The sequence below is a fragment of the Arthrobacter ramosus genome (genome assembly GCF_039535095.1).
Lineage (GTDB): Bacteria > Actinomycetota > Actinomycetes > Actinomycetales > Micrococcaceae > Arthrobacter > Arthrobacter ramosus.
In genome coordinates this window covers 3992849-4016618 of sequence record NZ_BAAAWN010000001.1, presented here as the reverse complement: position 1 = coordinate 4016618, position 23770 = coordinate 3992849, and the positions used below count along the sequence as shown (strand labels likewise).

At 64.7% G+C, this 23770-nt stretch carries 24 protein-coding genes, 1 pseudogene and 2 riboswitches; of the genes and pseudogenes, 22 read left to right on the top strand and 3 right to left on the bottom strand.

Features of this window, described 5'->3' with window-relative positions; translation table 11 throughout:
* Positions 1-20 precede the first annotated feature (20 nt).
* From ABD742_RS18500 to ABD742_RS18475, 6 genes and pseudogenes are all read left to right on the top strand, one after another.
* Positions 21-461, top strand: coding sequence for a helix-turn-helix transcriptional regulator (locus ABD742_RS18500; RefSeq protein ID WP_234751507.1), 441 nt, complete (start codon positions 21-23; stop codon positions 459-461).
* A 171-nt stretch (positions 462-632) separates the two neighbouring features.
* A pseudogene (locus tag ABD742_RS18495) lies at positions 633-1042 on the top strand (TOBE domain-containing protein).
* Positions 1039-1851 (top strand): molybdate ABC transporter substrate-binding protein, encoded by an 813-nt coding sequence (modA, locus tag ABD742_RS18490; protein WP_234751508.1) that lies wholly within the window; start codon positions 1039-1041, stop codon positions 1849-1851. Before ABD742_RS18495 ends, modA begins: the two are co-directional and overlap by 4 nt.
* 66 nt (positions 1852-1917) lie before the next feature.
* A complete protein-coding gene (locus tag ABD742_RS18485) occupies positions 1918-2328 on the top strand; it encodes a VOC family protein (RefSeq protein ID WP_234751509.1) in 411 nt (136 codons plus the stop codon).
* 172 nt (positions 2329-2500) lie between these two features.
* The gene (locus ABD742_RS18480; RefSeq protein ID WP_344788720.1) at positions 2501-3202 is read left to right on the top strand and encodes a GAF and ANTAR domain-containing protein; all 702 of its coding nucleotides are present in this window, start codon (positions 2501-2503) and stop codon (positions 3200-3202) included.
* A 9-nt stretch (positions 3203-3211) separates the two neighbouring features.
* Positions 3212-3925: a GAF and ANTAR domain-containing protein gene (locus ABD742_RS18475; protein ID WP_234751513.1), complete on the top strand. Its 714-nt coding sequence runs from the start codon at positions 3212-3214 to the stop codon at positions 3923-3925.
* 21 nt (positions 3926-3946) lie between these two features.
* Here ABD742_RS18475 and ABD742_RS18470 read toward each other — a convergent pair whose 3' ends face one another.
* Entirely contained in the window at positions 3947-4168 is a 222-nt protein-coding gene (locus tag ABD742_RS18470; protein WP_234751515.1) for a hypothetical protein, read from the bottom strand.
* A gap of 233 nt (positions 4169-4401) precedes the next feature.
* Here ABD742_RS18470 and ABD742_RS18465 point away from each other — a divergent pair, with 233 nt between their 5' ends.
* The 10 genes from ABD742_RS18465 to ABD742_RS18420 all read left to right on the top strand — a co-directional run bounded on the left by ABD742_RS18465 (position 4402) and on the right by ABD742_RS18420 (position 12849).
* Positions 4402-5298: a flagellar motor switch protein FliM gene (locus ABD742_RS18465; protein ID WP_234751517.1), complete on the top strand. Its 897-nt coding sequence runs from the start codon at positions 4402-4404 to the stop codon at positions 5296-5298.
* Positions 5295-6026 (top strand): flagellar motor switch protein FliN, encoded by a 732-nt coding sequence (gene fliN / locus ABD742_RS18460; RefSeq protein ID WP_234751518.1) that lies wholly within the window; start codon positions 5295-5297, stop codon positions 6024-6026. Before ABD742_RS18465 ends, fliN begins: the two co-directional genes overlap by 4 nt.
* Entirely contained in the window at positions 6027-6479 is a 453-nt protein-coding gene (gene fliO, locus ABD742_RS18455) for a flagellar biosynthetic protein FliO (RefSeq protein ID WP_234751520.1), read from the top strand.
* Between the two features lie 62 nt (positions 6480-6541).
* Positions 6542-7351 carry a flagellar type III secretion system pore protein FliP gene (gene fliP, locus ABD742_RS18450; protein ID WP_234751605.1) on the top strand — a complete coding sequence of 270 codons (810 nt, stop codon included), beginning with the start codon at positions 6542-6544 and terminating at the stop codon, positions 7349-7351.
* Positions 7351-7626, top strand: a complete 276-nt coding sequence (gene fliQ, locus ABD742_RS18445; protein ID WP_078106307.1) for a flagellar biosynthesis protein FliQ — start codon at positions 7351-7353, stop codon at positions 7624-7626. Before fliP ends, fliQ begins: the two co-directional genes overlap by 1 nt.
* Before the next feature lies 1 nt (position 7627).
* The gene (locus ABD742_RS18440) at positions 7628-8386 is read left to right on the top strand and encodes a flagellar biosynthetic protein FliR (RefSeq protein WP_234751521.1); all 759 of its coding nucleotides are present in this window, start codon (positions 7628-7630) and stop codon (positions 8384-8386) included.
* Positions 8386-9489 (top strand): EscU/YscU/HrcU family type III secretion system export apparatus switch protein, encoded by a 1104-nt coding sequence (locus ABD742_RS18435; RefSeq protein WP_234751523.1) that lies wholly within the window; start codon positions 8386-8388, stop codon positions 9487-9489. Before ABD742_RS18440 ends, ABD742_RS18435 begins: the two co-directional genes overlap by 1 nt.
* Positions 9490-9568: 79 nt before the next feature.
* Positions 9569-11617 carry a flagellar biosynthesis protein FlhA gene (locus tag ABD742_RS18430; protein WP_234751524.1) on the top strand — a complete coding sequence of 683 codons (2049 nt, stop codon included), beginning with the start codon at positions 9569-9571 and terminating at the stop codon, positions 11615-11617.
* Complete coding sequence (locus tag ABD742_RS18425) at positions 11595-12596, top strand: hypothetical protein (RefSeq protein ID WP_234751525.1); 1002 nt, start codon at positions 11595-11597, stop codon at positions 12594-12596. Before ABD742_RS18430 ends, ABD742_RS18425 begins: the two co-directional genes overlap by 23 nt.
* Before the next feature lie 4 nt (positions 12597-12600).
* Positions 12601-12849 carry a carbon storage regulator gene (locus ABD742_RS18420; protein ID WP_234751526.1) on the top strand — a complete coding sequence of 83 codons (249 nt, stop codon included), beginning with the start codon at positions 12601-12603 and terminating at the stop codon, positions 12847-12849.
* 327 nt (positions 12850-13176) lie between these two features.
* Here the strand turns inward: ABD742_RS18420 and ABD742_RS18415 are convergent, their stop codons facing one another.
* Positions 13177-13776 carry a hypothetical protein gene (locus ABD742_RS18415; protein WP_234751528.1) on the bottom strand — a complete coding sequence of 200 codons (600 nt, stop codon included), beginning with the start codon at positions 13774-13776 and terminating at the stop codon, positions 13177-13179.
* 175 nt (positions 13777-13951) lie between these two features.
* Here ABD742_RS18415 and ABD742_RS18410 point away from each other — a divergent pair, with 175 nt between their 5' ends.
* On the top strand, positions 13952-14785 hold the full coding sequence (locus tag ABD742_RS18410) for a sigma-70 family RNA polymerase sigma factor (RefSeq protein ID WP_234751530.1): 834 nt from the start codon (positions 13952-13954) through the stop codon (positions 14783-14785).
* A 41-nt stretch (positions 14786-14826) separates the two neighbouring features.
* Here ABD742_RS18410 and ABD742_RS18405 read toward each other — a convergent pair whose 3' ends face one another.
* Positions 14827-16368, bottom strand: coding sequence for an MFS transporter (locus ABD742_RS18405; RefSeq protein WP_234751532.1), 1542 nt, complete (start codon positions 16366-16368; stop codon positions 14827-14829).
* An 82-nt stretch (positions 16369-16450) separates the two neighbouring features.
* Here ABD742_RS18405 and ABD742_RS18400 point away from each other — a divergent pair, with 82 nt between their 5' ends.
* The 5 genes from ABD742_RS18400 (at position 16451) to glyA (ending at position 23696) form a co-directional block, all read left to right on the top strand.
* Positions 16451-16999 (top strand): TetR/AcrR family transcriptional regulator, encoded by a 549-nt coding sequence (locus ABD742_RS18400; RefSeq protein WP_234751534.1) that lies wholly within the window; start codon positions 16451-16453, stop codon positions 16997-16999.
* 188 nt (positions 17000-17187) lie between these two features.
* A riboswitch (glycine riboswitch) is annotated at positions 17188-17285 on the top strand.
* Between the two features lies 1 nt (position 17286).
* Positions 17287-17394, top strand: a riboswitch (glycine riboswitch).
* A 52-nt stretch (positions 17395-17446) separates the two neighbouring features.
* Entirely contained in the window at positions 17447-20299 is a 2853-nt protein-coding gene (gene gcvP, locus ABD742_RS18395; protein ID WP_234751535.1) for an aminomethyl-transferring glycine dehydrogenase, read from the top strand.
* A 12-nt stretch (positions 20300-20311) separates the two neighbouring features.
* Complete coding sequence (gene gcvT / locus ABD742_RS18390) at positions 20312-21445, top strand: glycine cleavage system aminomethyltransferase GcvT (protein WP_234751536.1); 1134 nt, start codon at positions 20312-20314, stop codon at positions 21443-21445.
* A gap of 533 nt (positions 21446-21978) precedes the next feature.
* On the top strand, positions 21979-22362 hold the full coding sequence (gene gcvH / locus ABD742_RS18385; protein ID WP_234751537.1) for a glycine cleavage system protein GcvH: 384 nt from the start codon (positions 21979-21981) through the stop codon (positions 22360-22362).
* Positions 22359-23696 (top strand): serine hydroxymethyltransferase, encoded by a 1338-nt coding sequence (glyA, locus tag ABD742_RS18380; protein WP_308193856.1) that lies wholly within the window; start codon positions 22359-22361, stop codon positions 23694-23696. The genes gcvH and glyA overlap by 4 nt, the downstream gene beginning before the upstream one ends.
* Positions 23697-23770: the final 74 nt, after the last annotated feature.

Genomic DNA, 23770 nt, shown 5'->3' with positions numbered 1-23770 from the left:
CGCCGAGGTACGCTCGTGGCATGACCCCGGAAGACATCGCCAGGCTCACGTACTTGCGCAAGGCCCGCGACCTGATCGACCGCGAGTACGCCAAGCCGCTCGACGTGCCGACCATGGCCAGCCATGCGTTCATGTCACCGGCGCACTTCTCGCGGCAGTTCCGGGCCGCTTATGGCGAGACCCCTTACAACTACCTCATGACCCGCCGCATCGAGCGGGCGATGGCGCTCCTGCGCGGCGGAATGAGCGTGACCGACGCGTGCATGGAAGTCGGTTGTACGTCGCTTGGCTCCTTCAGCTCGCGTTTCACTGAACTAGTCGGGGTGCCGCCCAGCACGTACCGCGCCCGCGAACACCTGGCCGTGGCAGCCATGCCTGCGTGCGTGGCGAAGATCCGCACGCGGCCCAGCCGGAACGAAGCGAACAAGCGCCGGGAAGCGCTTGCGGTCGCCGCCGACTGACCAGCTGAAGCCGTAGCAGGCCAACATACGCCAGAGGTTCCGCCCCCGATGGGGTGGGACCTCTGCTGCGTCCGGGACGTCTACTAGCCGGGACCACCGGAAATGTCGGCCACATTTGATTTGCGGAAGATACATGCCGTCACAACCGCATTTGAGGATTATTCTGAAGCCATGCCAAATATTCGAGTATCTGAAGCAGCTCGGTTCCTGGGCGTCAGTGACGACACCGTCCGGCGCTGGACCGAGAACGGCATCCTGACCCCCGTCAAGGATGATTCCGGGCGGCTGGCCGTGGATGGGCTGGAACTTGCCCACGTCGCGAGGGACCAGGCCCAACTGCCCGAGGATCCCACCCGGGTGGGCCGTTCGGCACGCAACCGCTTCGTCGGCCTGGTCACCGGCATCACGGCCGACAAGGTCATGGCACAGGTGGAACTCCAATGCGGTCCCTTCCGTGTCGTCTCCCTCATGAGCAGCGGGCGGTCCGGGAGCTCGGGCTCGAACTCGGCTCGGTCGCCACAGCCGTGGTCAAGGCGACCACCGTCATCATCGAAACACCCCAAGGAAAGAGCATCATATGAGGATCACCCGCAAGCCTTTCGCCGCGCTGCTGGTTGCCGGCGCGCTCGCGGCCAGCCTGGCCGGCTGCGGTTCAGGCAGTCCCGCCAGCACGGTAAGCAGCGGATCCGCCAGCGCCAGCGCAACGCCAAAGCTCTCCGGTACGGTGACGGTTTACGCGGCTGCCTCGCTGAAGGCAACGTTCACCAAGCTGGCCGGCGAATTCGAGTCTGCGAACCCGGGCACCAAAGTAGCCCTGAGCTTCGCCGGGTCTTCAGACCTCGTCACGCAGATCACCCAGGGCGCTCCGGCGGACGTTTTTGCCTCGGCAGACACGAAGAACATGGCCAAGCTCTCCGACGCCAAGCTGCTGGACGGAACGGCCAAGAACTTCGCCACCAACGTCCTGACCATTGCCGTCCCGCCGTCCAACCCGGCGTCGATCAGTTCCTTCGCGGACCTGGCCAAGCCGGGGGTCAAGGTGGTTGTCTGCGCCAGCCAAGTACCCTGCGGCTCCGCAGCCCAAACCATCGAGAAGGCCACCGGCACAACCCTGAAGCCCGTCAGCGAAGAGTCTTCCGTGACTGACGTCCTGGGCAAGGTCGCCTCCGGGGAGGCCGACGCCGGACTCGTCTACGTCACCGACGTCAAGGGCGCCGGGGACAAGGTCAAGGGCATCACCTTCCCCGAGTCCGACAAGGCCGTCAACACATACCCGATCGGCACCGTCGGCACCAGCAAGAACAAGGACCTGGCCGCGGCTTTCATCGCGCTGGTGACAGGAAGCGAAGGCAAGAAGGTTCTCGGCGACGCCGGCTTCGGAACGCCGTAGCCCCCTGGAAAGAAGCGAGCAGGATTCGAGAAGCGCTCGTCAACGCTCCCGACTAACGTCGTTGCCATGACTATTTCACTGCAGTACTCACACATCACTGTCAACGATCCCGACGAAGCACTCACTTTCTACCGGGACGCCCTCGGCCTTGAGGTGCTCAACGACGTCGCGCAGGGCGGATTCCGTTGGGTGACGCTCGGCAGCGCGGACCAGCCGGGTGTTGAAATCGTGCTTTCCGAGCCGCACGCGGGCCGGTCCAAGGCCGACGGCGACTCCCTCCAGGAGCTGCTCACCAAGGGCGTCCTGGGGCCGATCGTCTTCCGCTCCGACGACGTCGACACGCTCTTCGAGAAGGTCAGGGCTTCCGGCGCGGAGGTCATGCAGGAGCCGATCGACCAGCCGTGGGGTCCCCGCGACTGCGCCTTCCGCGATCCTTCGGGCAACATGGTGAGGATTTCGCAGGCTCCGGCCGCGTAGCTTGACCTGCATGCCCGGGCATGTTGGGTCTATTCTTAGCGGTGAAGACCAGCTGTTCTGGTTCCGCGTGCAGCCGGATTCTGCCGCAAAGGAAGATTCGGGGATCTGAGGCTCACCATGGATGCTGCACACGCCGCCCTGGAGTTCTCCGCGCCCCGCCAAGGCACCTTCCATGGTTGACCCCGGCGTTGCAGGGGGAGCTCTTGGTGACGCTGATCTGTGTACACCGTTTCTGACCCAGCTACCCGTGAGCGGGGCTGCCGTGTCCATGTTCGGCGGGGCCGCGTCGGAGACCCTCGTGTGCGCGAGCGATCCGCTGGCGGCCAGGCTAGATGAGCTGCAGTTTGATTTGGGGGAAGGTCCAAGATGGGAAGCCTTGCATACCAAGCTCCCGGTTCTGGTCCCCGACGTGCGATATTCCCACCCGTACTCGTGGCCGGTTTTTAGCAAAGCAGTCCTGGAGACCGAAGCTGCGGCGCTGTTTGCGTTCCCGCTGACCCTGGGCGCTTTGGATCTCGGGGTTGTAGAGCTCTACCATACGAAACCGGGGAGCCTGAGCTACGCCGATTACTCGACAGCATCGGTCCTCGCCGGCCAGACGGCGTGGCACTTATTGCGACGGGTTCTGTCGGTGAACTCGCCCGACACGGACCCCGCCGTGGAAGCCGCGTTGATGTCCCGGCGGGAAATCCACCAGGCCACGGGAATGGTCCTGGCACAATCAGGGAGTTCCGCCGCGGACGCACTTTTATTGATGCGTGCCCACGCGTTCGCGCATGCGCTGTCCTTGCGCGAAACGGCCGAGGCAGTGCTACGGGGAAGCCTGAGTTTTGCTCCGGGGAATGACACCCATGGCAGTCGTGGTCTGCAGTAATATGGCGACATGGTGACGATAAGCCGTGCCGAGCGCGTCAGTGCGGCCTTCGTAAAGATCACGAACACGTTGGTTGCCGACTATGACGTGCTGGACTTGCTCCATGCGCTTGTCGAGGCATCCGTGGATCTGCTCGATGCCGCCGCTGCCGGGTTGCTGCTTGCTGATCCGCACGGCGAGCTGCAGGTTCTGGCCTCCACCAGCGAGCGAAGCCAGCTTGTTGAAATTCTTCAGCTGCAGGCGGGCTCCGGTCCTTGTGTTGAGTGCTACCGGACAGGAACGCCGGTGGTCGTGGAGGACATACGCTCCTTGAGCGGCCAATGGCCGGAATTCCGGGAGGCCGCCCTGTCACAGGGATTCCGTTCTGTCCACGCAGTACCGATGCGCGTCCAAGGCAGAACCATCGGAGCCATGGGTCTTTTCGGCGAACATTCCGGCGCCTTGACGCCGGAGGACGTTGCCATCGGCCAAGCGCTGGCAGACGTCGCGACCATCGGCATCCTGCAGGAACGCACCATCCGCGAATCGGCGGTGGTCAACGAACAGCTGCAGCGCGCCCTGAACAGCCGGGTCCTCATCGAACAGGCCAAAGGGGTCATTGCCTACACTGCCGGAGTGGACATGGAAGAGGCATTCGGCCGCTTACGCTCATTTGCACGCGCCAACAACCAGAATCTGCATGACACGGCGGCGCGCGTCATCGACCGGACCCTGACTCTCTAGGCGCCAAAGCCGTCCGCCGGGCTATGGTCTCGTGACCGAGCGAATCCGGAGAAATTCCTGGTTGGACGCTAATTCGATGCCCAGCGCCGCCGCCGAAATATCCTCGAGGGCGTCAATCATCGATTCAAACGCAGCCCCGTTTCCGGGTTCCGAAGCCTCATCGCCGAATTGGATCGACCGGAAGAACGTAAAGCGCGCCACCTTTATTTTCAGCTCCGAGATGAGCTCCTCGATCTCCGCCAACGGATAATCCCGCCAAATTTCGGAGTCTGGTGGGGCAGAGGGGTGCCTGGCGTGAGAGGTGCGTGTGCTGGGGGCGCCTGGCATGATTTGTGATGTCCTCCTGAAGCGTGCGCCGACAAGGGCGCTGCCAGGGTCCGGGGCAACACGCCCAGCCTATCCGACATCCAGTCACGCGGAAAGGCTCCGATAATTAGTCCCTTACGCTCACACTTTCCTTGCCGATAGTGGCAACCGTGAGCGAACAGGAAGATCAATCGGCGGGACGGCAGCGCACCGTGGACGTCTATGACTTCCGGAGGCCCACCACTTTGCCGCGCCAGCACAGCCGCGTCCTGGAAGTCGCCTTCGAGACGTTCGCCCGCCAATGGGGAACACAGCTCACGGCCAAGGTCCGCGTGAAATCCACCGCGACCCTGGAACAGCTCATCATGCAGAGCTACGACGAATACGCCGCGTCCCTCCCTTCGGTCACCTCGATGGTGCTCTGCCGCATTGAGGGCAGCGAGTCGCGGCTGGTCATGCAGTTTCCTGCTACGGCGGCATTGTCCTGGGTCACCCGCATGTTGGGTGGCGCCAGTGAGACGGCGGTCCCGGACCGGAAGTTCACCCAGATCGAGCAGGCGCTCATCAGCCGCATGGTGGAAGACGGACTGGAGGACCTGAGCTATTCGCTTGGCGCCCTGCTGACCACCCCGGTGCGCATGGACGTCATCCAGTACAACTCCCAGTTCGCCCAAGCCGCTGCTCCGGCGGAGCTCATGATCGTGGCTTCATTCACCGTGAAGGTGGGCGAAAGCCTTGCCGCAGCCAGTCTCGCGATGCCCGCAGACGTCCTCCTTTCCGGGCTCGGCGACGTGAATCCCACTGTCCACAGTCGCGACGCCGAGGCGCTGGTCCGCGCCCAGGTCACCCAGGTGCCGGTAGACGTAGCCATCCAGTTGAGCCCCACTCCGGTGACGCCGGTGCAGATCCTGGGCCTCGCCGTCGGGGACGTCATTCCGCTGCCGCATCTGGAGAACCGGCCGTTCGACGTCGCCATCAACGGCACCCGCCTGGCCACCGCAGCACCGGCCCGCAACGGCTCCCGTGCAGCCGCCGTCATCGTAACAATCGAGGAGAACCAGCGATGAGCATCACCCTGACCCTGCACGAGTCCGCGGCCGAGCGTTTGGCGATGCAGTTGCCGACTCCTGCCACGCTTCAGGTCACCGGCATCGTCCCGCCCCAGGCCGCTGCGCCATATGCACCCCTGGCGATCACGGCCACTTTCGTGGGTGCCGTGACCGCGGACTTCGCACTCCTCCTCACGGACCGTTCCTTCCTGGCCGCTGCCGGCGGCGGCTTGAGCGGCGTCGTCTCCGCCGTCGACATCTTGCGTCCGGCGATGGAACACGCAGCCGACGCGTTCGACGCCGGCGTGCTGGGGGAGTTGCGCGAAGAAGACGCCGCCGGGCTGCTGTCCGACTCCGAAACCGCTGTTTTTGAACTGCGCCAGTCTCCCTTGTCCGACGGCGGGCAGGCGTTCGGCTGGTTCGCCGTCCGGGTCCGCGAGCACGGGACCGTGCGGGACACCGCCGCCGCACGGAACGCCCAGTCCGGTGCGGTTTCGGCCCGCCTCGGACTGATCAGCAACGTCGAAATGGCCCTCACCGTGGAAATCGGCCGCACCCGTATGTCCGTGCGCGACGCCCTCGCCCTGGAACCGGGCAAAGTGATCGAACTGGACCGCTCGGCCGGTGCACCCGCGGATGTCCTCCTCAACGGACGGCTGATTGCGCACGGTGAAGTCGTCGTCGTGGACCAGGACTACGCGGTGCGCATCACCCGCATCCTGGACGTCGCCGAGGGAATCTACTAGATGGATTCGCTCATCCTCGGGCTGCGCGTGCTCGTGGCCCTGGGTGCGGTACTGGGGCTCATATGGGTCCTGCAGCGCCGCCTTCTCAAAGGAAAGACCAAGGGCCGACGCCGGGCCAACACCACCTTGACGGTGGTCAGCCGGCAGACTGTCGGCCAAAAGGCCTCCGTGGTGGTGGTCGACGCCGGCGACAGGCGCTTCCTTTTGGGTGTCACCGAGCACGCCATCAACGTCCTGCACAGCGGCGACGTCCCCGTGGAAATTCCGGAGAGCCCTCCCGCACCCGAGAGCTTCGCCGACATCTTCCGCGACGCCGGTGGCAGTGGACTCACGCGCCGCAGCGAGATCCACCGCCGCAGCGAGCTGGACAAAGCACAGCCAATGCACGGCTCCATCCTTGCCGGTTCCACCTGGCGGCAGGCCGCCGCGGCCATCAGGGGACGCCGGAATTGATCCTGACCCTTGGGCCTGCCGATGCCCGCCGCACCGGCAGGATATTGCTTGCAGTGAGCAGGATGCTTCCCGCGGTGCTCTGTGTCCTGTTGCTGACGGCACTGTTCCTGTGGCTGGGCATGTCCACCGGGCATGCGGCACCGGTCAGCCCGACGCCACCCACCGCGCCCGCAGTTCCCACCGCACCGGCCCAACCGTCCAACGGCAACGTCAGCATCAATATCAATGGGCTGGACGGAAAGCCGTCCACCGCAGTGGTGACCCTGATCGGGATCACGCTGCTCTCCGTGGCTCCTGCCCTGCTGCTCATGATGACCTCGTTCACCAAGATCTTCGTGGTGCTCGCCATGACCCGCAACGCCTTGTCCCTCCCGTCCATCCCGCCCAACCAGGTGCTGGCCGGGCTGGCGCTCTTCCTGTCCCTGTTCGTGATGTGGCCCGTGATTTCGGAGATCAACAACGTCGGGATCCAGCCCTACCTGAATGGCACGCTGGACTTCAACGGAGCCGTTTCGGCCGGATCCGCGCCGCTCCAGCACTTCATGGTGGCCCACACCCGGCAAGAAGACATTGCCCTCATGACCCGGGCAGCCAAACTGGATAACCCGGCCAACCCGCAATCGGTCCCGTTGCAGACCCTTATCCCGGCGTTCATGATCTCCGAGCTCCGGGCAGCGTTCATCATCGGTTTCGTCATTTTCATCCCGTTCCTGGTGATCGACCTGGTGGTCTCGGCGGCGCTGATGTCCATGGGCATGATGATGCTTCCGCCCGTGATGATCTCGCTGCCCTTCAAGATCCTGCTGTTCATCCTGGTGGACGGCTGGGGACTCGTGATCACCGCCCTGATCCAGAGTTATTCGAGCGGCTGATGGATACCAACGCAGTCCTGGACATTTGCCTCCAGGCCCTGATCCTCGCGGCCAAGCTTGCCGCGCCCGCCTTGGTGACCGCGCTGGTGGTGGGACTCGCCATTTCCCTCCTGCAGTCCATCACCCAGCTTCAGGAAGCCACCCTCTCCTTCGTGCCCAAGGCAGTCGCCGTGGCCGTGGCCTTGGTGGTGTGCGGACACTGGATGATCACCGAGGCTGTCTCCTTCACCAATGAGCTCTTTGCCCGGATACCCGGGCTGATCGGCGGAGCGTGAAGTGGAGCTCCCCTTCAACCAGTCCTGGCTTGAGGTCCTGTTGTTGGCCTCCGTCCGGATGACGGCCTTCTTGGTGGTGGCCCCGCCCTTCTCGCACCAGGCAATTCCGCTGCGCATCAAAGCGATGCTCGGCATCGGTTTGGGGCTGGCCGTTTCCCAACGTCTTTCGGTCGGCTACACCTCCAAGGACACCGCTGGCTTCATCACGGCCGTCGTTCTCGAGCTCGTGACCGGCCTGGTCCTTGGCTTCCTCGTCCTGCTCGTCTTCGCGGCCATCCAATCGGCTGGCAGCCTGATAGACCTCTTCAGCGGGTTCCAGATGGCCCAGGGCTTCGATCCCCAGATGATGATCAACGGTGCCCAATTCACCCGGCTGATGCAGATGGCCGCCCTGGCACTCCTTTTCGCCTCCGACGGCTACCAGCTCGTGATCGGCGGCTTGACCGGTAGTTTCACGGCCTTGCCGCTGGCCGGGGGACTGGACATGGCACAGCCTGTACACGCGATGATTTCGGCTGTCACCGGGATGTTCCTTTCCGCGGTGCAAATCGCCGGACCGCTCCTGGTGGTGCTGGTACTCGCCGACATCGGCTTGGGGCTCCTCACCCGCGTAGCGCCCGCCCTGAACGCCTTCGCCCTGGGGTTCCCGCTCAAGGTCTTCATCACCTTGGGGCTCGCAGGGTTCCTGTTCCTGGCACTGCCGCGGCTCGTTGCCATGCTCGCCGAGCAAGCGGCGAACACATTGATGGGGGTGGGCTGATGTCGGATTCACAGGAGAAAACCGAGCAAGCCACTGACAAACGGATGCGGGAAGTCCGGTCCAAGGGGCAGCTTTCCCGCTCGCAGGACCTCACCTCCTGGCTCGCCGTCGGGTCCGCGGCAGCCATGATCCCGTCCACCATCGAGCGTGCCTCCAACGCCGCGGCTGACCAACTCTTCACCGTCCGCGGAGTCATCGCGAACCCCGAGCCTGCCAAAGCCGTGGCAGCGCTCGAAGCCGGGTTCGGTTCCTTGGCCCAGGTGCTGGGGCCGTTGTTCGTGGTGGTCATGGTGGTAGTGCTGGCCGGATCCGCGTTGCAGGGCGGCATCCACTTCAAGAAGTTCCGCGCTGAGTTTGAACACTTCAACCTTGTCGGCGGCCTCAAGCGGATCTTCGGTGGCCAGGCACTGTGGGGCGGCCTGAAAGCGCTCCTGAAGACCGCCGTCGTCGGGCTTGTCCTCTACGCCGTAGTGCAGGGGCTCATCCCGGTGCTGCTTACCGCAGGGGGACTGCCGGTGTCCGGCATCCTGTCGGCAGCGGCCGGGGGCATCGGTTCGTTGATCCAGTTCGCCGTGCTGGCGGGCCTGGTCCTGGCCGCAGCGGACATCTTCGTGGTCATGCGCCGCAACCGCAAGAAGACGCGCATGTCCAAGAAGGAAATCAAGGACGAAAACAAGAACAGCGACGGCGATCCCCTCATCAAGTCCCAGCGGCGCTCGCGCCAATTGAGCATGAGCCGGAACCGCATGATCGGCGCGATCGCGGACGCCGACGTCGTGATCGTCAACCCGACGCACGTCGCCGTAGCGCTGAAGTACGACGCCGGCAAAGCGGCACCGCGCGTGGTGGCCAAGGGAGCGGGGGTGATCGCTGCCCGTATCAGGGAAGAGGCGGAGGCGAAATCGGTCCCGATGGTCCAGGACATCCCGCTGGCGAGGGCACTGCACTCGGCCTGCGAGCTGGGCCAGGAAATCCCCGTGGAGCTGTACCGGGCCGTGGCGGGAGTCCTGGCGTTCGTCATGTCGCTCAAGGCCAGGGGAGCGGCACGCGGAATGCATCGATTGCCGGGCGTGGCAGGAACCATGGCCGGAGCCCACGCATGAGAGGGCGTTCACGCATGAGCCGGGGCCCTAACCCCCGAACCGCACCCAGCAAGCACCCCACCCCGGACAGGACACAGCAATGAACAACAGATTCGCCAGGCTCACCGTGCCGGTGGGAATCGTGGGCATCGTGCTGCTGCTGGTGGTTCCCGTTCCGGCGCCGCTGCTGGACTTCCTGATCGTCTGCAATATCCTGCTGGCCCTGTTGATCCTGCTCACCAGCATGTTTGTCAAGAAGCCCCTGGACTTCTCCGTCTTCCCGTCCTTGCTGCTCGTGGCTACGCTGTTCCGGCTGGGGCTCAACGTCGCCTCCACCCGGCTGGTCCTGGGGCAGGGCTTCGCCGGACAAGTGATCGACGCTTTCGGCAAGGTCACCGTGGGCGGGTCCATGATCATCGGCGCCGTGGTGTTCCTGATCCTGGTGGTCATCCAGTTCGTGGTGGTCACCAAGGGCGCCGAACGCGTGGCCGAGGTGGGGGCACGGTTCACCCTGGACGCCATGCCCGGCAAACAGATGGCCATCGACGCCGACCTCAACGCCGGCCTCATCACGGACGCCCAGGCCCGCAAGCGCCGCGCCGAGGTGTCCGCCGAGGCCGACTTCTACGGCGCCATGGACGGTGCCTCGAAGTTCGTCAAGGGCGATGCCATCGCGGGCATCATTATTATCATCATCAACTTCGTGGGCGGCATTGCCATCGGCGTGCTGCAGCGCGGCATGAATGTCGGCGACGCGCTGAACTCCTACGGCCTTCTGACCATGGGCGACGGGCTCGTTACCCAGATCCCGGCCCTCCTCATGGCCGTCTCCACGGGCATGATCGTCACCCGGTCCAATGCCGAAGAAGACATGGGTCGCACGGCCTCCTCGCAGCTCATGCAGTCGCCCAACGCCTTGCTCATCGCAGGACTGGCCGCAGTGGCCATGGCACTTATCCCCGGCATGCCCATCGTGCCCTTCCTGCTGGTGGGCGCTGCCCTGCTGTTCGGTTCGAGGCGCCTGGCGGCGCAGCAGAAGAAGCAGAGTGAAGCGGAGGACGCCCAGGAAGCAGCCACCCTGAGCTCCGAAGAAGACCCCAACGAGCGGCTCATGCAGGACATGCGCGTCCACCCCCTCGAGATCTTGTTGGCTCCTGACCTTGTTGACATGGTCTCCGGTGCCTCGGACGACCTCCTGGCCCGTGTCCGCTCTTTGCGTCACAAGATCGCCATGGAGTTGGGGATCGTGATTCCGCCCGTCCGAACGCGCGACAACGTCGAGCTGCCACCGGCCACCTATGCCATCCGCATTGCCGGGGTGGAAGCCGGACGCGGCACCGCGCCGTCGGGCAAGTTGCTGGCCCTCGGCGATTATCTTGACGCCCTGCCCGGTACCTCCACTGTGGAACCGGTCTTCGGGCTGGCCGGAAAGTGGATACCCACCGAGATGCACCACAGCGCCGAAATGACCGGGGCAACCGTGATCGACCGGGTTTCCGTGCTGGTGACCCACTTGTCGTCGATCGTCTCGGCCAACGCCGCAAGGCTCCTCACCCGCGAGGACGTCAGGGTGCTGACGGAAGGCGTGCGCAAACAGAGCCCGGCCGCCGTCGAGGAACTCATTCCGGGGCTCATGTCCTTGGCCGAAGTGCAGCGGGTGCTGCAGGGACTCCTCGAAGAGCAGGTCCCCATCAACGATCTTCCCCGCATTTACGAGGCCCTTGCCCTGCGAGCCAAGGTTTCCACCGAGCCCGAGGCTTTGGTCGAAACAGCCAGGCAATCCCTCGGCCCCGCGCTCGCAGCCAAGTTCCTGGACGGCTCGGTGCTCAATGTGATCATGATCGATCCGCTCCTGGAACAGTCCATGCTCGAAGACATGCGCCCGGCCGAAGGGGGTACCCAGATCGTCATGAGCCAAGCACGCTTGGACGCAGTCCTGGCCTCTGTGCAGTCTTCGGTGGAGGCCGCGGCAAATGCAGGACGGCAAGCTGTCCTGGTGTGCGCCCCGGCGTTGCGGCCCGCAGTCCGGCGGCTCGTGGCTGCTCCCGACGGCGGTGTTCCCGTGTTGTCCTATCGCGAAGTAACGTCCGCGAACATCCAGATCGAAACCGTGGGGGTGGTCCGCCATGCCGAAGCAATACAAGCTTAAGGGCGCATCCCTGGACGCCATCAGGGTGAAAGCCGAGCAACAGTACGGTCCCGGGGCGCGGATCGTCTCCGCCGAGAAGGTCACCAATCCGGGGATCGCCGGGCTCTTCGCAGCCAATCGCTACGAGGCTACCATCGAGGTTCCGGCAGAGGGTTCCACCCAACTAGCTAACAGTAGTTGTCGTTTTGACGGCTCAGAACGACAACAAGTGCGAGCTAGTTGGGATGCCCACCTTGGCGGGGAGGCGCAGATTGCCGGGGCGGCGCATCTAGGCGCGGCGGCGTATGCGTTGCAGGGGCCCGCTATCGCCGCGCTCCTGGAGCAAGCCGACGCGGCCGAGATGGAACTGCACCGGCCCGCGGCAGCTGTTTCAACCGCCTCCCCGGATTTCGCCGGGATGTTGGAGCAGTTAGGCAAGGAATTCCAGGCGCCAGCCGTCGCCGTCGGGCACGCCGTTCCTGTGCCCGTACCGGCGCCACTTGCCGGCAGCGGCAACCTGATCATCCTGCTTGGCCTCGCCGACGACGCTCTGGGACCAGCGCTGGAAATGTCCATCGCCGAGGGCGGTTCCGACGTCCGGACGGCCGGAGCGTTGACCGCTTTCGGGCACCTTCACGTGACGGGGCGTCAAGGCGCGACGGCGGCGCGCGCCCAAGCGGTGCTCACCGGCCAAACCGTGTTGGTGGCGTACGGACTCGGCAGGCCGGGCGAAACCGTGACGGCTGCGGCGGACATCGCAGCCCTCGCCGCAGACCAATTGTGGCTGGTTGTTGACGCTGGGCGGAAAGCGGAAGACACGGCAGCGTGGGTCCGCGCGCTTTCCGCCGCTCTCGCCGCTGAACGTGTCCGTGTCGACGCCCTCGCTGTTTTCGGCGCGTCGGAGACGGGAAGTCCCGAGACCGTCAACGGACTCGGTTTTCCCATCGGGTGGGTGGACGGCAAGCCCGCCCGCGTTGCAGTGCTCGGAAAGGTAGATTGAGAGCATGCTGGTACTGACACGCAAGCCGGGCGAACAGATCATGATTGGTGAGGACATCGTCATCACCGTCATGGAAGGCCGCGGCGACGGCGTGCGGATCGGGATCGAGGCGCCCCGCGGGGTGTCCATCCAGCGTCGCGAAGTGGTTGAGGCGATCGCCGCGGCCAATCTCGCTGCTGCCCAGGCCGGCCCCGAAGCCGAGGAGCTCGTTGCCGGGCTGCGTCCGCCTGTCCGGAAGTCGAAGGCGGATTAGGCGCGCGCAAGTCATCCAAGTTGTCTACAAGAATGCGATCTGACTGATTGCGATGAAGATTCGGACGATTGACGAGCGGGACATGAACTTGATCTGTGTCGATCCGTCTTTCCGAGTAATAGACGTCTGGCTCGACCCCGACAGTGGTGCTTGGGACAAGTCGCAGGCTTTCGATATTTCGTCTAGCAGCCTCTTGGAAGTACTTGAGTGGGCGAAATTGGACAGGCAATCGTGCAACTTTTCGGAGGTTTACGCCTACGATGCAAACCCGAACTCGGGACAGCCAGCTTTATTCTCTTGCACACTGTCGTCCATCGGTAGCCGTCGCTACTCCAAGCCCAGGAACTCCTTGAGGAGCGGCAGCGAGCAATCCCTCGTTACGGCCAAGGCCCGTTCGATATTGGCGTTTTCGGCGAGCAGCATCACGTCATCCGCCGTGTCGGCCTCGGCGACCGCTCCCGGCGCTGCTGGGGTCCCATCGTCGCCGGGTTGCACGGAGCCAAGCGACGGGTTCCCGGCCTGTGGCCCCGTCAGGAGAGCCTCGACGTTGGCGGCCGCGGTTGTTTCGACTTGCTTGAGCATCAAGACGAGTTCACGGTGGTGTTCCTGAAGCAGTTCCGGCCAGATTCCGGGCGGGGCCACCGAAGCGATCATCGGCAGCGTGGCGTTGGCCGATAGGTGCCATTCGATGGCCAGGGCCGACGACTCGATGTTCCGGGCAAGGGTGTCGAACCGAAGGTTTTCCAAGACCTTTTCCACGTCAGCGGCAGCGAATTTCAACCAAGGCCAGTTGCCTGCCCGAACGTGCAGCAACTGTGTTTCGAGCCGGTACAACAGCAGTTCCAGCTGTCTCCGCTCGCGCCACAGCATCGCCGATAGCTCATCCGCCCCCACGGTTCCCCACTCCCCGGTTTGGCCTGCGAACATGAATCCGAGGCCTCTTTTGTATCTTTTTCATGAGCGTACACGCATTGTTATTTTTCAGATGGTATGTTCACTGAATACATGTCTGTTCCATGTAATCTTCGGCACGTTGCATCGTCTCAGCAGCTCGCCCATGAAGCCCCTGGAATCAGACTTGGCAACTCAATAAACAGGTCTCATGGGGGGACTAATTTTGAATCGCGAAGAACGCAACGAGCTGGTGCTGCAGCACTTGCCACTCGTTGGCTACTTGGTGTCGGAGCTCTGCGCGAGAGCTTCTCATTTGTCGCGCGACGATTTCGCATCGGTAGGGTCCGTGGCGTTGATAACGTCCGCCGATTCCTTCGATCCGAACCTCGGAGTCCCCTTCGGCGCATTTGCGCGCCGCCGGATCGTCGGAGCCTTTGCGGACGAGATGCGGGCCAGTGATTGGGCCACGCGATCAGCACGCAAACGCATCAAGGAAACCATGTCGGTCCAGGAGACGCTGTCCGGCGTCCTTGGCCGCACACCTTCGGTGGCCGAAACCGCGTCAGCCCTGGGTGTCGAACGCAGCGTGGTGGAAGCCGCGCTGGCCGACGCCGCACGGACACTGTCGCCACTGGATGACGTCGTCGTCGACACTGTCGCAGCGGACACAATCTCCCCGGAGCACTCAGTCCTCGCCGATGAGCGCCTCAAGTACCTTCGCGCCGCCGTCGACGCCCTGCCGGAAAAGATGCGTTACGTCGTCGAGGAGATCTACTTCGGGGGGCGGACCGTCAAGGAACTCGCCGAGGAACTCGGTTCCACGCACGCTGCGGTCTCACAACAACGCGCCGAGGGCATCCGCCTCATGCGCGATGGACTTTCCGCCCATTACGCGGACGATCCCGAACAATCCTTCGAGCCCCAATCGCGCATTACTGCCCGACGCCGGCACGACTACCTCTCGACGCTTGCCACCGCCACTTTGGGCGGAATCACACGTAGTTTCAGCTCGCCTGATGCTGCCTTGAACCGGGCCGTCTAGACTCCACGCGCAGGGCAATTGTGGTTGAAGGCAGCCTTGGCCTACTTTGCGGTCGGCACGCGGCGGAGCACGACGGCGGCAAGGACTGCCGCTCCCGCCATCAGTACCAGCCCGATCGCTGCCGTGATGTGGACGCCCGATTCGAACGCGGCTCGCGCGGCGGCGGCCAGGGCGTCGCCCAATGGCTGGGGCAGCGTGGCCGCGGTGTCCACGGCTCCGGCGAGCGTCTCCCTCGAGCGTTCGGCTGCGTGGCCGGACAATTCGCCCGGAAGCAACAAGTGGTGTTGGTAAGACGCTGTCAGGATGGAGCCAAGCACGGCCGTGCCCAGCAATGATCCGAGTTCGTAACCCGTTTCGGAGATCGCCGATGCCGCGCCCGCCTTGTCGGCGGGAACCGCGCCGAGGATCAGGTCGTTGGAGATGGTCTCCGCCGAGCCGACCCCTATGGCCAGCAGCAGGAGTGCCGTCAAAAGGTACCCCGGACCCTGGCTGTGGTTGCCCAAGGCGGCCACGAGGTATCCCACTGCGCTCAGCGCCAAGCCCGATGCCACCACCAGGCCCGGGCGGATCCGCTTGACCAACGGAACCACCACCAGGCCCGCCACGATGGTGGCCAGCAGTGCCGGAACCATCGCGATCCCCGCCTGCATGGGGGATTGGCCTTCCACGAGCTGCAAGTGCTGCGCGAAGAAGTAGATGAAGCCCGTCATGGAGAACAGGGACAAGACGTTGGCCGTGATGGCCGTGCTGAACACCTTGTTCCGGAAAAGCCGTACGTCCAACATGGGCGATGCCAAAGAGCGCTGCCTGCGGACGAAGACGATTCCCATGGCCAGGCCGGACGCCATGAAGGCCGCGGGTCCAGGGCCAAAACCGTGCACGGCGGCCTCCTTGATGCCATAAACCACGGGGGCCATCGTCAAGATGGACAGCACGACGCTGGGAACGTCCGGTTTGCCCGGGTTGCGATCCTTGGACTCCGGAATGAGGGACGGGCCGAAGGCGAGCAGGGGCAGCAACAGCGGCACTGCAACCAGGAACACGGCTCCCCACCAGAAGTGCTCCACGAGCCAGCCACCGAAGATCGGCCCGAGCGCGGCGCCGCCGGAGAATCCCGCGGCCCACACGGCGACGGCGAGCCGGCGGCGGTTAGGGTCCGGGAAGATGTTGCGGATCAAGGACAGCGTGGACGGCATGAGCATGGCGCCGAAGATGCCCATGCTGGCGCGTCCAGCGATGAGCCATTCAGCCGACGGCGCGAAGGCGGTGGCCGCGGAAACGGCGGCAAAGCCCGTGCTGCCGATCAGCAGCAAGCGCCGGCGGCCGATCCGGTCTCCCAGGTTTCCCATGGACACCAACAGGGCTGCGAGAACCAGCGGGTACGCATCGACGACCCACAGCAGCTGCACGCCCCCGACCTCCAACGAACGGGCGATTTGCGGCAGGGCAAATGTGAGTGCCGTATTGTCCACAGCCACCAGCAGCACGGGGAACATCAGGAGTGCCAGGGCAGCCCAATCGCGCCACGGGGCGGATTGGATCGAAGGGGTGCGGGGGTGCTGGGTTGTGGACGGCGTGAACATGAAGATAACTGTACCGTCTGGACGGTATAGTTTCAATCTGACTTATAAAATTACCGCATCGAACTAAGGGATGATGGACACCATGCCGCGAAAACCTATTGCCCGGGACGCTGTCCTGGATGCCTTTGAAGCCCTGCTGATCGAGGTGGGGGAGCGGGCTGCCACCCTGGACGCCGTCGCAAAGCGTGCAGGCGTCTCCAAGGGCGGCTTGCTCTACCATTTCCCCAACAAGGAAGCCATGATCGGTTCCTTGCTTGAACGCATGGACGGGCTTGCCGCGCTGGATATCGAGGCAATGAAGGCAGCACCCGAAGGCGCGGCCGCGTTCTTCATCAAGTCTTCCCTCTGGGCGGATACTCCCTTGGACCGGGTGTTCGTGGCAGCTACGCGGCTCGCGGAAGTGGCGCATGAAGAAACCCGCAGGCGCTTCGCCGGGATCCAGCAGCAATGGCTCGATGTGCTGGCCGAGGAAGTGGGGCCCGAAATGGCCAAAGCGGTCCGGTATATGGGCGATGGACTTTACTTCAACGCAATGCTTGAGGGCGGCGCCGGTGATACGGAAGTCAAGGCCAGCGCGAGGAGCGCCGACGTCGGTGCGCTGCTGGCCGCCGTCGAACGCCTCCGTGACTGAGTGGGGCCCAACTAACTCGCAGTTGTTGTCGTTTAGAGGCTCCAAAACGACATCTAGTGCGAGCTAGTTGGGAAAGCCGGGCGGGGTCGGTGACCACATTTGCGGTCGCGGGCAGTCCATAGGACAATTGAGAGTTGTGGCAGCCGTCACCGGCAACCACGATCGATTCACATAACTGAATAAGCCTTTGATCTGCGGCGGGAGAGTCCTGCAGGCAAGTGATGCAGGCGCCGTAGGAGCAAATCCTCCCCAGGAATCTCTCAGGCCCACGCACCGCCGCGGCAAGGCAACTCTGGAAAGCAGCACGCTGACGCGTGCTCACCGACGGTGCAAGCGAAACAGTGCCACAAGCACGGTTCCGCGGAAACTCTCAGGTCCAATACAGAGCGGGGAGGAACCCGATTAGCTGTGGCGTACCCTTCGCCGCCTTATTGATGGAGTTCCTTCGTGACGGTTAGTTCAACCTCCACTACGTTCGTTGACCGGCATATCGGCGCCCGCCGCCAGGCCGACATTGACATCATGCTCAAGTCTGTTGGTTACGACAGTGTCGATTCGCTCGTAGACACCGCGGTTCCCAATGACATCCGCCAGGACGTCGCACTGACGCTCCAGAACGCCCTCAGCGAGGTGGAAGTTCTGGCTGAACTTCGCAAGCTGGCGGCCAAGAACAAGACGGCCGTGCAGATGATCGGCCAGGGCTACTACGACACCGTCACTCCGCCAGTGATCCGCCGCAACATCCTCGAATCCCCGGCCTGGTACACGGCCTACACCCCGTACCAGCCGGAAATTTCCCAGGGCCGCCTCGAAGCCCTGCTGAATTTCCAGACCATGGTCCAGGATCTCGTGGGCCTGCCCATCGCCAACGCCTCCCTGCTGGACGAAGCCACCGCCGTGGCGGAGGCCTTCCTGATGATGCGCCGTGCCAATAAGAACAAGACGGCCCATGACGGCAAGACCGTCCTCGACGCCGACTGCCTGCCGCAGACCATCGCCATCGTGAAGGGCCGCGCCGAGGCGCTGGGCTTCGAGGTGGAGATCGCGGACCTGTCCCGGGGCCTGCCCGACGGCGACATCAACGGCATCGTGCTGCAGCAGCCGGGCGTTTCGGGTCGGGTGTTCGACCATGCCGCCGTGATCGCCGCCGCCAAGGAACGCGGTGCCCTCGTCACCGTCGCCGCGGACCTGCTCGCCCTCACCCTGATCACGCCTCCGGGCGAGCAGGGCGCCGACATCGCCGTCGGCTCCACCCAGCGCTTCGGGGTGCCGTTGTTCTTCGGCGGCCCGCACGCCGCGTACATGGCTGTCCAGAAGGGCCTCGAGCGCTCGATGCCGGGCCGCTTGGTGGGCGTTTCCAAGGACGACGCCGGCACTCCCGCTTACCGCCTGGCGCTGCAGACCCGCGAGCAGCACATCCGCCGCGAGAAGGCGACGTCCAACATCTGCACCGCGCAGGCCCTGTTGGCCATCGTTTCCTCGATGTACGCGGTCTACCACGGCCCCGATGGCCTGAAGGCGATCGCCGAGACCGCCCACAACCACGCCCGGACCCTGGCGGCGTCCTTGAAGGCCGCGGGCCTTGAGGTCCTGCACGGCAGCTTCTTCGACACCGTCACCGTCCGGGTCCCGGGCAAGGCTGCCGCGATCGTTGCAGCCGCCGAGGCCAAGGGCATCAACCTGCGCGGCATCGACGCCGACACGGTCGGCGTCTCCGTTGACGAGACGACGACGGCGACCGTCCTCGCCGACGTCGCTGCGGCGTTCGGCGCTTCGCTCGCAGGCGGGGGAGAGGGCTTCGCCCTGGAGGCCGCCGTCGAGCGTTCTTCCGACTACCTTCAGCACCCGGTGTTCAACACCCACCGTTCCGAGACCCAGCTGCTGCGCTACATCCGCAAGCTTTCGGACCGCGACCTGGCGCTGGACCGCACCATGATCCCGCTGGGTTCGTGCACCATGAAGCTGAACGCCACCGCGGAGATGGAAGCCATTTCCTGGCCGGAATTCGCCTCGATCCACCCCTTTGCCCCGGATTCCCAGACCGAGGGCTGGCGCGAACTGATCGAAGATTTGGAAGCTGACCTCACGGAGATCACGGGCTATGACCAGGTCTCCATCCAGCCCAACGCCGGTTCCCAGGGCGAGCTCGCGGGCCTGCTGGCCATCCGCGGCTACCACCACTCCCGCGGCGAGGCCCAGCGCAACGTCTGCCTCATCCCGGCTTCAGCCCACGGCACCAACGCCGCCTCGGCAGTACTGGCCGGCATGAAGGTGGTCGTCGTGGCCACCGCGGCCGACGGCACCATCGACCACGCGGACCTGCAGGCCAAGATCGACGCCAACAAGGACGTCCTTTCGGCCATCATGATCACCTACCCCTCCACGCACGGCGTGTACGACGCCGACGTCCGCGAAATCTGCGACTCCGTGCATGCAGCCGGCGGCCAGGTGTACGTTGACGGTGCCAACCTGAACGCCTTGGTGGGCCTGGCCCAGCCGGGCAAGTTCGGCGGCGACGTGTCCCACCTGAACCTGCACAAGACCTTCTGCATCCCGCACGGCGGCGGCGGACCGGGCGTTGGCCCGGTCGCGGCCAAGGCGCACCTTGCACCCTTCATGCCCGGCGATGCCAACAACGCAGCCCATGAAGACGGGCGCGGCGTGGCCATTTCCGCCTCGCGTTACGGTTCCGCGGGTGTGTTGCCGGTTTCCTGGGCCTACGTGAAGCTCATGGGCGGCGAAGGCCTCACCGAAGCCACCAAGTCCGCGCTGCTTGCCGCGAACTACATCGCCTCGCGCCTCAACGAGTACTTCCCCGTTCTCTACACCGGTGAAGGCGGACTCGTGGCCCACGAGTGCATCCTGGACCTGCGCGAACTGACGGCCCGCACCGGCGTCACCGCAGAAGACGTGGCCAAGCGCCTGATCGACTACGGCTTCCACGCTCCCACCCTGGCGTTCCCGGTCGCGGGCACCCTGATGGTGGAGCCCACCGAGTCTGAGGACCTCGGGGAGATCGACCGCTTCATCGAGGCCATGATCACCATCCGCAAGGAAATCGACCAGGTTGCCCACGGCGACTTCACGGTGGAGAACAGCCCGCTGCGCCACGCACCGCACACCGCGGCCGCCGTCGTCTCCTCGGACTGGAACCGTGAGTACTCCCGCGAACAGGCCGTCTTCCCGGTCCACCACCTCAAGCAGGACAAGTACTTCCCGCCCGTCGGCCGCATCGACGGCGCCGCCGGCGACCGCAACCTGGTCTGCTCCTGCCCTCCGATCGAAGCCTTCGAGAACTAAAGGACTGACGCAATGACTGAGAACTACACTGCGCTCTACGAAGAGCACAAGAAGCTCGGCGCTTCCTTCACCGATTTCGGTGGCTGGCAGATGCCCCTGAAGTACTCCTCCGAACTGGCCGAGCACCACGCAGTCCGCCAGTCCGCAGGCCTGTTCGACCTGTCCCACATGGGCGAAGTCTGGGTCACCGGCCCGGACGCCGCGGCCTTCCTGGACTACGCCTTGGTGGGCAAGATCTCCGCCATGTCGATTGGCAAGGCCAAGTACTCGCTGATCTGTCAGGAAGACGGCGGCATCATCGACGACCTCATCACCTACCGCCGTGGCGATTCCAAGTTCCTGGTGGTTCCGAACGCCGGCAACGCTCCCGTGGTTGCCGAGGCGTTGGCACAGCGCGCTGCCACCTTCGACGTCGTCGTCGAGGACGCCTCCGCGGCAACCTCGCTGATCGCCGTCCAGGGCCCCAAAGCGGAAGAAATCCTCCTCCGTTTGGTCCCGTCCGAACAGCACTCGCTGGTCACGGAGCTCAAGTACTACGCCGCCGTCGAGGTGCCCTTCACGTTTGCCGGGAGCACCACGGAACTGCTGCTTGCCCGCACGGGTTACACGGGCGAGGACGGCTTCGAAATCTTCGTGGACAACGATGCCGCTGCCGCCCTGTGGCAAGCAATCGCTGCAGTTGCCGAGGACGGCGAGCTGATCCCCGCCGGCCTGGCCTCGCGTGACTCCCTGCGTCTCGAAGCGGGCATGCCGCTCTACGGTAACGAGCTCTCCCGCGAAGGCAACCCCTTCTCGGCAGGGCTGGGCCCGGTTGTCTCGCTCGCCAAGGAAAGCGACTTCGTGGGCCGTGCTGCCCTGGAGTCCCTGAAGGCTGCGGGCGCCGGTTCAACCAGCGGCCGTAAGCTGGTTGGCCTCAAGGGCCTGGGCCGCCGCGCCGGCCGCAGCCACTACCCGGTCCTCAAGGACGGCGTGGTGGTCGGCGAAGTCACCTCCGGCCAGCCCAGCCCCACCCTCGGCTACCCGGTCGCGCTGGCCTACGTCGACGTCGAACACGCTGAGCCCGGCACGGCCCTGGACGTCGACCTGCGCGGCAAGTCCGAGCCCTTCGAAGTTGTCGCACTGCCCTTCTACAAGCGAGCCAAGTAGGTCGTCTCGCCTTAAGCCCGTCGGATCCGGGGGTGGCTGGGAGCCGCGGGACGGAAGAATCCTCCGCGTGCTCGGTCGCGAAGACGCCCGCTGAGCGGACGTGTCGCTTCCTTAGACGCACGCTTCCGGATCCTCCCGGCCGGCGGCGGCTCTCGGCTCACCGCGGGTTCAGTTTCAGTCCGGCACCTTTGGCTCGCTTTCGAAAGCCAAAGGTGCTGGATGATGGGCCACCTGCCGCAGCTTGGCCTACAGAAACTGAATCGGCCCAGGGGAAACCACGGGGCACCCACTAAACCCGAAAGGGCCAGCGTTCTTTTCCGGAACTGTTGGCCCCGAAAACTGAACTGGCGGAGGGCGGGTGACGGGATTCCGGCAGCGTGCGTCTAAGCTGGGGCCCCGCCGTCAGGGTTCCCTGACCGAGCTTGCGAGGTTAGGGAGACGGTGGGGAGGAACGAGCGAGCACGCCGAGGAATTCCGTCATCCGCCACCCAACCCGACCACAATTTGTTTTAGACCAACGCAAAGGAAAAAACATGGCAAAAGTTGCACCTGAACTCCAGTACTCCGACGAGCACGAGTGGGTTGCCCGCGAGGCCGGCAATCTTGTGTCTGTCGGTATCTCCGCCGTGGCCACCGATGCCCTCGGCGACATCGTGTACGTTGACTTGCCCGAGGTCGGTTCCGCCGTGACTGCGGGGGAGACCTGCGGCGAGGTTGAGTCCACCAAGTCCGTTTCGGACCTGTACTCCCCGGTGACGGGCGAAGTCACGGAAGTGAACTCCGCCGTCGTCGACGATCCTGCGCTGATCAACAACGATCCCTACGGTGCTGGCTGGCTCTTCAAGGTCGCCGCGCAGTCCGACGGTCCGCTGCTTTCCGCTGAAGAGTACGCTTCCAAGAACGGTGGCGAGCTGTGAGCGCCGCGACCGGGGCCGCAGGTACCGAGAACATTGTGTTCGAGCAGGTTGTTTCGCCGAGCCTGGACACGGTGTTGTCCGAGCTGGATCCGGAGATCGCGGCGAAGATCGACGATGAGCTGAACCGCCAGCGTTCGGGCCTGGAAATGATCGCGTCCGAGAACCACACCGCCGTGGCCGTCATGCAGGCGCAGGGCTCGGTCCTGACGAACAAGTATGCCGAGGGTTACCCAGGCAAGCGTTACTACGGTGGCTGCGAGCACGTGGACGTCATCGAGCAGTTGGCCATCGACCGTGTGAAGGCGCTCTTCGGTGCCGGGTACGCGAACGTGCAGCCGCACTCCGGCGCCCAGGCAAACGCCTCGGTGATGCACGCCCTGATCAAGCCGGGCGACACGATCATGGGCCTGAACCTGGCCCATGGCGGGCACTTGACCCACGGCATGCGGATCAACTTCTCGGGCCGCCTGTACAACGTTGTCCCGTACCAGGTCCGCGAAGAGGACCACCGGATCGATATGGCCGAAGTGGAGCGCCTGGCGCTCGAGCACGAGCCGGCCCTGATCGTGGCCGGCTGGTCCGCCTATGCACGCCAGCTGGACTTCGCCGAGTTCCGCCGGATCGCCGACCTGGTGGGCGCGTACCTCATGGTGGACATGGCGCACTTCGCCGGCCTCGTGGCCGCCGGGCTGCACCCGTCGCCGGTCCCGCACGCGCACGTGACGACGTCGACGACGCACAAGACCCTCGCCGGTCCGCGCGGCGGCATCATCCTTTCCAACGACGCCGACATCGCCAAGAAGATCAACTCCGCGGTCTTCCCGGGCCAGCAGGGCGGTCCGTTGGAGCACGTGATCGCCGGCAAAGCCGTGGCCTTCAAGATCGCCGCGTCCCCGGAGTTCAAGGAACGCCAGGAACGGGTCCTCGCCGGCGCACGGATCCTCGCCGAGCGCCTCGTTCAGGATGACGTCACCGCCAAGGGGATCAACGTGATCTCCGGCGGCACCGACGTCCACCTGGTCCTGGTGGACCTGCGCAACTGCGAACTCAACGGCCAGGAAGCCGAGGACCGCCTCGCGGCGATCGACATCACCGTCAACCGCAACGCCGTGCCGTTCGACCCGCGCCCGCCGATGGTGACGTCCGGCCTGCGGATCGGCACCCCGGCACTGGCCACCCGCGGTTTCGGTGAGGCGGCGTTCCGTGAAGTTGCGGACATCATCGCCGAGGCACTGATCGCCGACGCCGACGCCGACCTCTCCGGTCTGCGTCACCGCGTGGAGGCACTCGCCGCCGCGCACCCGCTCTACCCGGGCGTTGCGAACCTCAGCTGAGGTTCTCCGGACCCGGAGGAGGCCGGGCATCCGGCAGCATGCGTCTAAGGGAGCGTCACGTCCGCTCAGCGGGT